The sequence below is a fragment of the Glaciecola sp. KUL10 genome, assembly GCF_003203515.1.
GTDB lineage: Bacteria > Pseudomonadota > Gammaproteobacteria > Enterobacterales > Alteromonadaceae > Glaciecola.
The window spans coordinates 42,653-55,887 of sequence record NZ_BGNG01000011.1; the positions used below are offsets into that span (position 1 = coordinate 42,653).

A 13,235-nucleotide genomic window follows, 5' to 3' on the forward strand; every position below is an offset into this window, starting at 1 on the left:
GGAGTGCAATGGTTGATGTTTAAAGATTGCTAGGTTCCAAGGAGGTTCCCTTTTTCAAGGGAATGACGTTTCTTCGGTGTTACAAGTTTAATCGTCATTCCTTCGAATTAAGGAATCTCGTAAACAGTACACGGATATTTGAAGAGCACAGCATTCCAAGACAATAAACGCAAAAAAACTATCGAGCAAACATTGCTAAAGAACATTCAGCGCGTCAGATGAGCGTTTCCCCTTTATAAAATCTTGTGCCACAAGGACGTGGCGCTAGAAACGGGCATGGATGCCGTAAAGTGGTTTTATAAAGGGGAAATGCTTATCTGGCAAAAGCTGAATATTGCTTACGGAGTGCAGTGGTTGATGTTAAGGTTTGCGAGGTTCCCGCATGCGCGGGAACGACAGTGATGAGTGGTAAAAACGCTTATTTGCGTTTGAAGCCACCTAAGCCTGGAGGCATCATTCCACCACCGGGCATACCACCAGGCATACCGCCACCAGGTGGCATCATGCCTTGCATTTGACGCATCATCTTTTTGGAGTTGCCGCCGCCCATTTTTTTCATCATCTTTTGCATTTGCGTAAACTGCTTCAACAGGCGATTTACATCTTGGATTTGCGTACCAGAACCAGCCGCGATGCGTTTTTTACGAGAGCCTTTGATCACATCAGGGCGAGCTCTTTCGCCCGGCGTCATCGAATTGATAATGGCTTCCATCTGAACAAACTGTTTATCGTTCGCTTGCTCTTTGATTTTGGCACTCATGCCGCCCATGCCTGGGAGTTTGTCCATCAACGACATCATGCCGCCCATGTTTTTCATCTGTTCAAGCTGTTCTTTAAAGTCTTGAAGGTCAAAGCCTTTGCCTTTTTGCACTTTTTTGGCTAAGCGTTGCGCTTTGTCTTTATCAACTTTACGTTCAACTTCTTCGATCAAACTCAGAACATCACCCATTCCCAAGATGCGCGATGCAACACGCTCTGGATGGAATGGTTCTAGCGCGTCAAGTTTTTCGCCCATACCTAAGAATTTTATGGGCTTGCCAGTGATATGTTTGACAGATAAGGCTGCACCGCCTCGTGCATCACCATCTGCCTTCGTTAAAATAACGCCGGTCAAAGGAAGCGCTTCATTAAAGGCTTTTGCGGTATTCGCTGCATCTTGCCCCGTCATCGCATCAACAACGAATAAGGTTTCGACAGGCTTAACCGCTGCATGAAGCGCTTTGATTTCATCCATCATTTCTGTATCAACCGCCAAGCGACCCGCGGTATCAACTAACAACACATCAATAAATTGCTTTTTGGCGTGATCGATTGCAGCTTCTACAATATCAATTGGCCTTTGCATCGCAGATGATGGAAAAAACTCAACTTGCACTTCTTCAGCAAGTGTTTGCAATTGTTTGATCGCAGCAGGACGATAAACGTCGGCGCTGACCACCATGACTTTTTTCTTTTCGCGCTCGCGTAAAAATTTTGAAAGTTTACCGACACTGGTCGTTTTACCCGCACCTTGTAAACCCGCCATCATGACAACTGCTGGAGGTGTGGCCGCCAGATTTAGGCCTTCGTTGGCCTCGCCCATAACAGATTCAAGTTCGCTTTGTACGATCTTGATAAACATTTGACCAGGTTGAAGACTTTTGGAGACTTCAATGCCAACCGCCCGCTCTTTTACCTTTGCAATAAAGTCTTTAACCACCGGCAAAGCGACATCAGCTTCAAGCAAGGCCATGCGGACCTCGCGAAGCGTATCTTTAATGTTGTCTTCGGTTAAACGTCCCTTGCCACTGAGGTTTTTAAGAGTGCTGCCTAATCTTTCTGTTAGATTCTGAAACATATTTATAAAATCTTTTCGCTAACTTTTCGCTACAATAAGGTAGAGTATACAATAAGTCATGGCGACAACTAAACGTCAAACTTTGCTATTTATTGTCTTTGTTGTAGATTTAGGCAATTATTGCGCGCAGCGAAGTAAACAAATGAGCACACGCGCTGCATTTTAAGTGTTTATGCAACTGTTGATAAAACCATCACCCATGAAAAGACGGAACTGATTTAGATGCTAGCAACCGGCACATACGCGGTATTTTTCCCTACTTTGATTCTGTATTTATTAGCAGCTTTTGTACTCGGAAAACGATTATTCGCCAATCATTCGTCTACAGATTCAAACCACTCAGCGCTTAGTTTAGGCTTTTACTTAATGGCAGCCGCTTGTTTTGGTCATGCAATACTCGTCACACTATTTTCGCTTTCATCTGAAAGTCACTCTCTAAGCATTGCTCACGTCGCCGCAGCCCTTAGCCTTTTGGTGACGATCACGATGTTAGTTACTAACAAGTACATCAAAAATCATTTGTTTTTACCGGTGGTTTGCGGTGTATCAGCATTGTTTGTCAGTCTATTGGTAATGGCTCCGAACAGTGACAAGATCGTATCATCGATGTCTGCAGGACTTGTTGGCCATATAGTGTTGTCACTATTTGCTTTTGGTACGCTAAGTATTTGCTTTTTATATGCCGTGCAGTTGTCTTTTATTAGCCATCAGTTAAAAACCAAAAAACTGCATTTGATGAATAAAACCCTTCCTCCGCTGATTTTGGTAGAACAAGTTTTAGAAAAACTCATGGTTGCAGGTGCGAGTTTGCTTTTTATTTCATTGATAAGTGGCTTTATTTTCATTCCCAATATGTTTGCCGACGGGTATGCACATAAAACACTGCTATCCTTATTGTCTTTTACAACTTATCTGGTGGCGCTCGTCGTACACAAAAAATGGGGCTTGAGGTCTCGAATATTAGTCGTGGTTAATTTTATTGGCCTCGGGCTTTTAACGCTTGCGTATTTTGGCAGCAGAATTGTTAGTGAATTTATTCTTTGATTAAAGCCCTTTGTTTTTTGCCGCAAGATTGAGTAGTTCAGAGTAACGTCCCCCTATTTGCGCTTAACTTGTAGCAAACAACATTTAACCAACTAGAGTGTTCAACACGAAAAATAAGCGTCATAAACATCAATTTTAAAACGTGATATAAAAAACGTGAAAAGTTGATAATTTCTGTGTAAATTACTCAATCTAAGTCGAACACAAGGATCCTTAATTGGACGATATTCCCCTTAGTACGCTATTTGCCATACTCGCGTTACTAATTCTGCTCTCCGCCTATTTCTCAAGTTCAGAAACAGGCATGATGTCTATTAACCGATACAAACTGAAGCACCTTGCCAATGAAGGGAATCGGGCGGCTATTCGTGTACAAAAGCTTCTAGATCGCACTGACAAGCTCATCGGTTTAATATTGATTGGCAACAACATAGTCAATATAGCTGCATCATTGGTAGCTGGGATAATATGTAATCGATTATTTGGCGATATTTATGGCCCATTGGTCGCATTGGTTGCACTGACTATTATCATTCTTGTCTTTGCCGAAGTTACCCCAAAAACGCTTGCTGCGCTTTATCCTGAAAAGTTTGCCTTTCCGAGTTCGATAATACTCACGCCTTTATTAGTCATATTTACGCCATTTGTCTACTTAGTAAACGGCTTTACAAATGCGGTATTAACAATACTCAGAATAAGCCCTCTTGGCGGATCTGGTGACTCATTAAGCAGAGAAGAGTTGCGCACAGTCGTTCATGAAGCTGGCAGTATGATCCCTCAAAAGCACCAAGATATGCTAGTGAGCATCTTAGATTTAGAAAACGTGACTGCTGAAGATATCATGGTACCGCGCAGTGATATCTATGCCATCGACATCAATGACGATTGGAAGATTATTCAAAAGCAATTAACCCATTCCCAGCACACTCGGGTGCTGTTGTTTAGAGATACTATTGATGATGCCGTTGGGTTTGTTCATGTTCGAGACGCCCTGCGACTACTTTCTAAAGATCAGTTTACCAAAGCTACCCTGCTTAGAGCGGTTAAAGAAATTTACTTCACTCCAGATTCAACCCCGCTACATACCTTAATGTATAAGTTCCAAGCGGAACGTGAACGCATTGGTCTGGTAGTGGATGAATACGGAGATATTCAAGGACTTGTTACACTAGAGGATATTCTTGAAGAAATCATAGGCGATTTCACCACAACAATGTTGCCTGATTACAGTAAAGAAGCGATTCCACAACAAGACGGAAGCTTTTTGGTCGACGGCAGTGCCAACGTCAGAGAACTCAATAAAGAAATGGATTGGGTGTTTCCTACCGAAGGTCCAAAAACCCTAAATGGTTTGATTTTAGAATACTTAGAAGAAATTCCAGAAAACAACATCAGTTTGCGATTAGCCGGTTATCCTATTGAGATAGTCGATATTAGCGGAAATATGATAAAGACAGTCAGGATTATTCCAAGTTATTACAGAGGAGAGCCGTCGCAAGTGAGTAGTTAGTATTTGGCAGCACGGCGACTACTGATGTCCACCACGTTGCTGTTTTCTTTTTTAGCACGCGCTCTTGCCTTCAAAGCTTCAACCTTTGAATTTAGATCGCTTAGTTTATCCATAATATCCGCGAGTTCGTCATCATATTCGATATCAGCAGCCTTTGCGTGCTGCTCTAACGAACTGAATAAAACGGCGGGTAACGACTTTTTCATGCTTTAATTACTTCTACAACGCTATGTTTATGCCTAAGTGCTGTAGTTTATATCGGTTGAATGCCGCAAAACTAAACGCTATTCAATTATGTGTAACCATACCTTTCGTGCGCATTAGGTAAGGCTTTGATAAAAAGAGACTTGCTTTCCTTTACCTTCGATTGGGTCATAATCAATCAACAAAATATCTGCCGTATCAAAGATTTTCGCGTTAAATCCAACGCATAACTTATCTGCCAATAAGCTCACTAGTGGCATATGACTAACAATCAGCATAAATTGCAAAGTAGGCTGTAATTGGCTATACGCATCAATGTAGTCTTGCACATCTTCTGCGTCTCCCATGGGGGTAATCATCGACTGAGTTTGAACATCTGCAATACTGACGCTTGTCTTGACCGCTTCGAGTGTTTGCAGTGTTCTTGTATATGGACTTACAAAAGCAGTGTCGAGAATTTCATTTTCTGCCGATAACTCTTTTAACTGTTTAAAAATCCACTTTGCTGCATGTTCGGCTTGAGTTGTACCAAAACTGGTTAACTGGCGACTTTTGTCACCGTCTCTATATGGTTCTGCCTCGCCATGCCGCATGATGAATATATACATTTTGTCTTGGGTCTTTTAGTTAACAAATAAAAAGCAGAGCGAAGCTACCATTTGCTTGGTCAAACTCACACTGCACAACAGATATCAGTACTGCGTAAAGTGGTGCTTTATCTTTACAATAAAAAGCGCTTAAGACACAGAGGTTACGCTTGATAATATCGCGCCGACAATCAGCTACCTATACAGATATTACCTGTTCCAACAATTTGCAAGTGTGCTTGATTAATAGTGACACTGCCAATAAAGCTGCTTTATCAATGTCTATTCAAGCAGGTCATTTTAATGATCCTGAAAACTGCCCTGGTCTCGCCCATTTATTTGAGCACATGATGTTTGCTTCAAGCGAAAACCATGCCAAAGGTAATGATTTACATGAGCTTTTGAGCAAAAACAGAGGCTATATAAATGCTTGGACCAGTTCTGAGCTAACAAACTTTCATTTTGATTGCGCGCCATCAGTATTTTTAAATGCACTTGAACAGCTTATCGACATGATTCTCAATCCCATGTATAGCGAATTGGGTGTTGAACGAGAGATTTCTGCGATCGATGCTGAGTTTAAAATGCGACTCAACGACGATGTTCGCCGCTTATATGACGTGCACAAACACACCGTTAACCCCAAGCATCCTTTTTATCGTTTTAGCGTCGGTAGTCAAGAAGCATTTTCTGAATATTCTTTATCAGGTTTAGTCACACTTTTAAATCAGTATCATCAACAGCACGTGTTTGGACAGAATATTAAGGTGAGTGTGGTGCTACCTGCTCGCCTAAGTGATAGCGAAAGAAGCAAACATGAAAAGCAAATAATTACGCTGCTCGAGTCATTTCCAACGCATCAACAAAGTAGCTTAGCGATACTCGAAAATCGCGCTGCAGATATCAAATTGTACGAGCAAGATCAGTTACAAAAAATAATTAGAGTCAAGCCGTATAAATCAACACGCAACGCAATTATTACCTTTTGTTTGCCTAATATTGATGACCTTCAGCACTACAAGCCATTACTTGTCTTAGCTCATATCCTTGAAGACAGCGCCAAAAAAGGTTTAAAACAATATTTAAAACAACGAAATTGGTGTGAAGATTTATCTGCGGGTGGTGCGCTTAGCGGATCTAATTACCAAGAGTTTTCAATAAACCTAAGATTGACTGTTGAGGGAGATAAAAACCTAAATGCTATCCTTGCCGCGGTGTTTGTGTTTATTGAGCAATGTGAAACTGAACTTATTCAAACATGGCAAATAGAGGAAAAAGCACAGCAATTGGGCATGCAAAGCGTGTTATCTGATCCTCCTGCTCCTATCGACGAGGCGACTGCGATTGCTTCAAGGCTTCACAAAGAGCCACTCAATGAGTTGTTAAAAAGTGATACTCGTTTAGATATAAATGGCAATAGTGAACCACAAGCGCTTTCGGCTATTAAAAACGTACTTGCTTGCATGCATCCGCAAACTGTTCGGGTTTATCACATCTCTTGCGATGTTCAGACTGATCGCCACTCTCCCTACTATCATGTACCTTATTCAATCGATCCACTCGATATTGAAGCCTTTGCGAAAAATGTCGGCGAACAAATTAAGCGTTTTGAGCTTTCACCTCCCAACCGATATATGCCTGATTTATACAAAACGCCTGATTATCCTCAAATCAGAGAGATTTCACGACTAGTGAAAGGTGAGTCGTCATGTTGGTTGGCTTACAACAATGAATATGGTCACTATAAGTCCGATATTTACCTATCAATTGAACACCCTGGTATGGTTGGTAGCCCAGAAGCGCTCACTGTTAAAAAGCTATGGCTCTCGATGGTCAATGAGTACTTAGAAACTGAATTTGGGCACGCAGACTTTGCAGGTTTGCATTATAAACTCTATGGACATCAGGCGGGCCTCAGTCTACATGTCAGTGGTTTTGCGGATAAACAAAGAGTCTTTGCTCAAGCTGTAATACTAGCAATTATCAATTTTAAATTTGAGCAAACTGACTTAGAAAAAGCCGTCAAAAAAATGCAAAGTAGCTTAGAAAACGCCTTGCTAAATAAGCCCGTTAATCGCTTGTTTTTTGAATTAAACTGTCGTCTTCAACCCAATACTTATGCTCATAGCGAGGTTTTGAGCATTCTTCCATGTATCACCGCAAAAAAAGTTGAAGAGCGCACCAAGCAATACTGGCAATATCCGTTTATGGAAACCTTAATTGCTGGCTGTGTAAGTGAGCAACAAACCCTCAGTTTTCATTCATCAATATTAGAGCTAGTTTGCACAGGCAAGAGGCTTGATAAGCGTTTTACTAGGAATAAAAGAAATGTTAACTTGCTTGATAAGCCTAATTCAGAGTTAAATATCTGCACTACAGGAAGTGAACACGCCTGCATCTGCTATTTTCAAGCACCTGAAGCATCTACTGAGCAAACTGTTTTGGTGATCATGCTAGAAAAGCTATTGTCTGCACTATTGTTTGATGGTCTGCGAAATAAGAGAAAACTTGGATATATGGTTGGATGTGGGTTTATGCCAATCAACGGCCACCCAGGCCTTTCTATCTATGTGCAATCGCCGAAAACCGATGCCCGACAGCTACAAGCGGCTATTTTAGAAGAGTTATCTGAAATCATTGATAATACAAACCTGAGTAAACGCCGTGTGAACGACCTAATTAAAACCCTACAAGATCAGTTTTCTGTCACTCACACCAACCAAAGCCAGTTTGCTCAAAAGCAATGGCTGAGCTTAGACAGTGATGCACCAGAAAAAGAAGACGAAAGAATAAAAAAAGGCTTAGCCGAGCTAAACCTTAATAAAGTAAATGTTGCGCTAGATAACCTCAATCATCAAAAGAGTTATCGACTACTAACGCTGTTGGCGTTTCCAGAACAATAACGCTTTAAACTCGCCAATAGACGTTTTCGAAGCCTATCGCTCTGCGCACACTCATTGTTTTAGAGATGTTAAACATGGGTAAAGCCATCGGCCCTAGTATTATACCCACTGCCAACCACGCCTTTTGATTCATTGCGTATTTAAAGGCTTGCACATAGTAATAAGCTGCAAACAAAGCAAAGATTATTACCGCTACACTGAAGATAACCATAATAAGCCCTATATATACACATTTTAGTTTAAACCCACTTATTGGCGGGCTTCACAAGCACGTCAGCGCTCGATGAAGTGTCAGTATAGTATCAAATTCGGACATAAATGGTGTGAATATTGAGCATTAGGTATAAAAAAGCCGACCAAAGTCGGCTAATTTACATTTTTGAAACAAAAGTTTAATAAAACGTTTTATTTTCTGCCTTCATATCTAACAATATTTGTGCAGGTTCGTACTTGTCAGAGTATGTCGATGCATAATGCTCTAAACGCTGAACAAGGTGATCAAGCCCTAGCGTATCCATATATCTAAATGGACCACCCAAGAACGGCGGAAAGCCAATGCCAAAGATAGCGCCGATGTCGCCGTCACGAGGATTGCGAATAACACCTTCTTCAAGACACATAGCCGCTTCGTTCAACATCATTAATAAACATCTTTCTACGATAGTATCTTTTGAAAGCTTCTCATTTGGCTCAACGCCCAACAGTTTATAAACTGACTCGTCGATTTTCTTGCCTGCATCTTTACCAGAGTAATCATAAAAGCCAGATTTGTTTTTCTTACCCTTGCGATCGTTCTCTAATAACTTATCAAATGCATCTGGTGAGTTAAAACGCTCACCAAATTGGCCTTTCAAGATTGGGATGATTTTAGTCCCGACATCGATACCGACTTCATCAAGCAGTTTAAATGGACCAACCGGGAAACCGAACTTAACAATGGCTTTGTCTATTGATTTCAACGACTGACCGTCTACTGCAATAAAGCCAGCTTCACTCATGTAGGGGGCTAAGATTCTATTCACGTAGAAACCCGCGCCGTCTTTGACAACGATTGGGGTTTTACCTTGTTTCTTTGCAAACTCAACAGTCGTTGAAATTGTTTCTTGTGATGTACCCTCATGAGGAATTACTTCTGCAAGCGGCATTTTGTCTACAGGCGAAAAGTAGTGTAAACCGACTACGTTTTCGGGACGAGTTGCGTTAGCGGCAATTTCGCCGATCGGAATCGACGATGTATTAGATGCAAAAATCGTTGAGTCTTTGCACTGTTCTTCAATGTCCGCGACCATTTTTTGCTTCAAACCTAGATCTTCAAACACGGCTTCGATCACCATATCGATGTCTTTGTAGCCGCTGTAATCCAAACACCCCGTTAAATTAGCCATCTGTTTTTGCATTTGCGAATGAAGCATATGACGCTTTTTAACTTTCTTGTTCAAGATGTCGTAGCTGTATTTAAGCGCACCAGCAATGCCTTCTGGGACAATGTCTTTGATACGAGCTGGCACTTTGGCTTTTGTTGCTGTAACAAACGCAATGCCACCGCCCATCAAGCCACCGCCTAATACGCCTACTTTGTTTACTTTCGCTGGGTCGACACCTTCAACACCTGATTCTTTTTTCATATCAGTGGTTGCAAAGAAAATTCCGCGCAATTGCTTTGACTCTGGTGTCATGCAAAGCTCGCCAAACTTGCGTGCTTCAGTTGCATAACCTTTTGCTGAATTATCTAGGCCCGCTTCAATACAATCGATGATCGCCATCGGTGCAGGATAGTTGCCTTGAGTCTTCGCGAGTGTCGCTTCGCGTGCTTTTTTGAATAAGAAGTTACGACCAAAGCCCGTATTTTCAAGTACTTTAGCAGTCATGTCTTTCTTGGCTTCGCGCTTTTTAGGTGACTTAAGCGCTAACTTGGTTGCCACTTCAACCAATACTGACTCAGGCACTACATCATCGACGATGCCATACTTCTTGGCTTGTTTTGCGCGTGCTGGACTGCCCGTCAGCATCATTTTCATCGCTGTTTGCACGCCAATGAGTTTTGGTAGACGCTGCGTACCACCCGAACCTGGTAACAAGCCAAGTTGAACTTCTGGCAGGCCGAGTTGAGTCTTAGTGCTGTCTGAGCACACTCGGTAATGACAGGCTAGTGCTAGCTCTAGACCACCACCTAAGGCTGGACCATGGATCGCAGCGACAAAGGTCTTGCGAGACGCCTCGATGCGATCGAATACTTCTTGGCCCTGTTTTGATAAAGTTTCGGCATCGGCTGCGCTTTCGCACGCTTCAAGCATGGTGATGTCAGCGCCGGCGACAAATGAGTCTTTCTTGCCACTGACAAGCACAACACCTTTGATGTCATTGTCACTTTCAATGTCTTTTAGTAACGCATCGATTTCAGCACCAAAATCACCTTTTAAAGTGTTCATGGTTTCGCCAGGCACATCCATGGTTAATACAGCAACGCCGTTGTCATTTTTTTGTAAAGTAAATGCGCTCATTATTCTGTCTCCACGATCATTGCTGCACCTAAGCCACCTGCCGCACATGCTGTTAACAAGCCCGTGCCGCCGCCTCTTCTATTTAATTCGTTAAGCATTTGCGTGATCATACGCGTGCCGGTTGCTGCAAATGGGTGTCCATATGCCAATGAGCTTCCCATTACATTGAACTTATCCATATCGATTTCGCCAGTCGCTTTATCACGGCCTAGCTTTTCTTTTGCAAACTTATCACTTGCAAACATTTTGACATTCGCAAGCGTTTGCGCTGCAAAGGCTTCATGCATCTCGATAAGTGTAATGTCATTTAAGGTCATACCTGCTCTATCGAGCGCAATAGGTGACGCGTAAGATGGTCCCATTAGCATATCTTCCCAAACGTCGATAGCCGAGAAAGCATAGCTCTTGATATATCCAATTGGCTGATAACCCAAAGCTTTTGCGCGGCTTTCAGTCATCATTAAAATAGCAGAGGCTCCGTCGGTTAGCGGCGTAGCGTTGGCAGCTGTTACCGAGCCGTGCTTTTTATCAAATACAGGGCGCAGTTTTGCGTAACCTTCAACTTTTGAATCGAAACGCACATTATTGTCACGACTAAACGGCGCTTTATAAGGTTCTGGGTAGGCAGTCATGACTTCGCCGTCAAGATTACCCGCTTCCCAGTTTTGAGCAGCGAGGCTGTGCGAGCGATGCGCAAGTTCATCTTGAGCTTGGCGAGTAATGCCATGGGTTTTTGCCATTTGTTCAGCGGTCTGCCCCATCGACAAACCTGTTGAGTATTCGGCAACTGCTGGCGGTACTGGCAATAAGTCTTTCATGCTTAGTTTTTTAAGCACATTGAGCTTTTGCCCCATCGTTTTTGTTTTTTGTAGGTCGACTAGCGCTCTTGCAAGGCGTTTTGAAACGCCGATTGGCGACACCGACGTGGAATCTGCACCACCGGCTATACCGACTTCGATATTTCCAACGAGCATTGACTCTGCAATATTTGCAGCAGACTGGAAGCTTGTTGCACAAGCTCTTGATACACTGTAAGCGTCAGTATGAACGCCCATGCCAGTTCCAAGTACAATTTCGCGAGCAATATTGGGGGCTTCAGGCATCTGCACGACTTGACCGTAAACAAGTTGCTCTACAATTGCAGGGTCAACATCGTGTTTCAGTAACAATTCGTTCACTACCATTTTGCCTAAATCAACGGCAGGAACACCATGAAAGTTAGTTGCCATTTTCGCGAAAGGTGTACGTAAACCCGCCACAACCGCAATGCGGTCACCACTTTGGGTTTTTAAATTCTGAGTTTTAGCCATTGTTATTCCTTGGAATTATCGATCATCTGGTCAGACCTCTAGCCAGTTATTGTGTCAAAACCCACGCACGATTTCAAACACATTCGTAAATTACTGATTTAAAAATAAAATTACTGTCAATTTATACTCATTGCGAACCAATTACTTTTTATTTAGTCAGATGTTGTAATTCGAAATAACATCCACATATAAAAGTAGCTTAGATACGTTGCTTTAACAGTAGCAGACTACTAGAAGTGTACAAAAATACATCACTTATTTGTGCTAGCGCTTATTTCCCCTAAAGAAATATCACGCTTAAAGATAAACGCACGACCATATAAACATGTGAATAAAAACCAACTAAGGTAGATAGATGGCAGTTACTCAATTTAAACAACTTCAGGCGCACCTTGACTCTCAAGTAATCGGGCAAGCCACGCTCACGCAAAGTATTCTTATTGCACTATTGGCAGACGGTCACTTACTCGTTGAAGGACCACCAGGGCTTGCAAAGACACGTGCGGTTAATGCCTTATCAGACGGCATAGAGGCTGACTTTCATCGCGTTCAATTTACCCCAGACTTGTTGCCCGCAGATTTAACTGGTACAGATATCTATCGACCGGAAACTGGCCAATTTATTTTCCAAAAGGGCCCTTTATTTCACAACCTAGTCTTGGCAGATGAAATCAACCGTGCCCCTGCTAAAGTGCAGTCGGCTTTGTTAGAGGCAATGGCAGAACGCCAAATAACAGTAGGCAACACTACTTATCCACTTCCAGAATTGTTTTTAGTAATGGCAACGCAAAACCCGCTTGAACAAGAAGGTACTTACCCTCTACCTGAAGCGCAACTCGACCGTTTTTTAATGCATGTCGAAATAGACTATCCCGGCGCTGACACCGAATTAGAAATTTTGCGCCTCACGAGAGGCGAAGCAATTAAAACTCCGAGTAAAATTGTTGACAAGCTCAGTCAATTAGATATCAACAAAGCGCGTCTTGATATTATGAATATGCATGTGTCAGAAAGCTTAGAGACTTACATAGTACAATTGATCATGGCGACTCGAAAACCTGCTGGTTACAGCGATTCATTGGCTCAATGGATTGAAATAGGCGCAAGCCCGCGTGCCACTATTGCGCTCGAACGTTGCGCGCGGGCACATGCATGGTTAGCCGGTCGTGACTTTGTCGCACCTGACGATGTGCAAGCGGTCGTTCACAATGTGCTTAGGCACCGAATCATTTTGAGCTATCAAGCTCAGGCTGAGGGCGTAAATGCCAATAAGGTGTTAGATGAAATCTTAGCCCTCGTGCCAACTGCATAGAAAGCATCTTTGATTAAGAGGTAAAAC

10 protein-coding genes are annotated in these 13,235 nt (G+C 42.5%); 4 read left to right on the top strand and 6 right to left on the bottom strand.

Annotated elements, in window-relative coordinates:
- Window positions 1-418: 418 nt before the first annotated feature.
- Window positions 419-1,837: a signal recognition particle protein gene (gene ffh / locus KUL10_RS15705; protein ID WP_110429897.1), complete on the bottom strand. Its 1,419-nt coding sequence runs from the start codon at window positions 1,835-1,837 to the stop codon at window positions 419-421.
- Window positions 1,838-2,059: 222 nt separating this feature from the next.
- On the opposite strand from ffh, the gene KUL10_RS15710 reads away from it, so the two are divergent.
- Both KUL10_RS15710 and KUL10_RS15715 read left to right on the top strand, forming a co-directional pair.
- Window positions 2,060-2,881 carry an inner membrane protein YpjD gene (locus KUL10_RS15710; protein ID WP_110429898.1) on the top strand — a complete coding sequence of 274 codons (822 nt, stop codon included), beginning with the start codon at window positions 2,060-2,062 and terminating at the stop codon, window positions 2,879-2,881.
- 217 nt (window positions 2,882-3,098) lie between these two features.
- Window positions 3,099-4,391: an HlyC/CorC family transporter gene (locus KUL10_RS15715; RefSeq protein ID WP_110429899.1), complete on the top strand. Its 1,293-nt coding sequence runs from the start codon at window positions 3,099-3,101 to the stop codon at window positions 4,389-4,391.
- On the opposite strand, the gene KUL10_RS15720 is transcribed toward KUL10_RS15715, so the two are convergent.
- Complete coding sequence (locus tag KUL10_RS15720; protein WP_110429900.1) at window positions 4,388-4,597, bottom strand: hypothetical protein; 210 nt, start codon at window positions 4,595-4,597, stop codon at window positions 4,388-4,390. The genes KUL10_RS15715 and KUL10_RS15720 overlap by 4 nt on opposite strands.
- Before the next feature lie 114 nt (window positions 4,598-4,711).
- Entirely contained in the window at window positions 4,712-5,203 is a 492-nt protein-coding gene (sixA, locus tag KUL10_RS15725; RefSeq protein WP_110429901.1) for a phosphohistidine phosphatase SixA, read from the bottom strand.
- A 218-nt stretch (window positions 5,204-5,421) separates the two neighbouring features.
- On the opposite strand from sixA, the gene KUL10_RS15730 reads away from it, so the two are divergent.
- The gene (locus KUL10_RS15730; RefSeq protein ID WP_110429902.1) at window positions 5,422-8,085 is read left to right on the top strand and encodes an insulinase family protein; all 2,664 of its coding nucleotides are present in this window, start codon (window positions 5,422-5,424) and stop codon (window positions 8,083-8,085) included.
- Between the two features lie 4 nt (window positions 8,086-8,089).
- On the opposite strand, the gene KUL10_RS15735 is transcribed toward KUL10_RS15730, so the two are convergent.
- From KUL10_RS15735 to fadI, 3 genes are all read right to left on the bottom strand, one after another.
- Window positions 8,090-8,296 (bottom strand): hypothetical protein, encoded by a 207-nt coding sequence (locus KUL10_RS15735; protein WP_110429903.1) that lies wholly within the window; start codon window positions 8,294-8,296, stop codon window positions 8,090-8,092.
- 181 nt (window positions 8,297-8,477) lie between these two features.
- Window positions 8,478-10,586: a fatty acid oxidation complex subunit alpha FadJ gene (gene fadJ, locus KUL10_RS15740; RefSeq protein ID WP_110429904.1), complete on the bottom strand. Its 2,109-nt coding sequence runs from the start codon at window positions 10,584-10,586 to the stop codon at window positions 8,478-8,480.
- A complete protein-coding gene (gene fadI / locus KUL10_RS15745) occupies window positions 10,586-11,896 on the bottom strand; it encodes an acetyl-CoA C-acyltransferase FadI (protein ID WP_110429905.1) in 1,311 nt (436 codons plus the stop codon). Before fadI ends, fadJ begins: the two co-directional genes overlap by 1 nt.
- Before the next feature lie 355 nt (window positions 11,897-12,251).
- Between fadI and KUL10_RS15750 the strand changes: the two genes are divergently transcribed.
- On the top strand, window positions 12,252-13,208 hold the full coding sequence (locus tag KUL10_RS15750) for a MoxR family ATPase (RefSeq protein ID WP_110429906.1): 957 nt from the start codon (window positions 12,252-12,254) through the stop codon (window positions 13,206-13,208).
- Window positions 13,209-13,235: the final 27 nt, after the last annotated feature.

What these genes read in the sequence shown, in the direction of transcription:
- ffh (WP_110429897.1), bottom strand. Translation starts at nt 1,837, where the DNA reads ATGTTTCAGAATCTAACAGAAAGATTAGGCAGCACTCTTAAAAACCTC.
- KUL10_RS15710 (WP_110429898.1), top strand. Translation starts at nt 2,060, where the DNA reads ATGCTAGCAACCGGCACATACGCGGTATTTTTCCCTACTTTGATTCTG.
- KUL10_RS15720 (WP_110429900.1), bottom strand. Translation starts at nt 4,597, where the DNA reads ATGAAAAAGTCGTTACCCGCCGTTTTATTCAGTTCGTTAGAGCAGCAC.
- sixA (WP_110429901.1), bottom strand. Translation starts at nt 5,203, where the DNA reads ATGTATATATTCATCATGCGGCATGGCGAGGCAGAACCATATAGAGAC.
- KUL10_RS15735 (WP_110429903.1), bottom strand. Translation starts at nt 8,296, where the DNA reads ATGGTTATCTTCAGTGTAGCGGTAATAATCTTTGCTTTGTTTGCAGCT.
- fadJ (WP_110429904.1), bottom strand. Translation starts at nt 10,586, where the DNA reads ATGAGCGCATTTACTTTACAAAAAAATGACAACGGCGTTGCTGTATTA.
- fadI (WP_110429905.1), bottom strand. Translation starts at nt 11,896, where the DNA reads ATGGCTAAAACTCAGAATTTAAAAACCCAAAGTGGTGACCGCATTGCG.
- KUL10_RS15750 (WP_110429906.1), top strand. Translation starts at nt 12,252, where the DNA reads ATGGCAGTTACTCAATTTAAACAACTTCAGGCGCACCTTGACTCTCAA.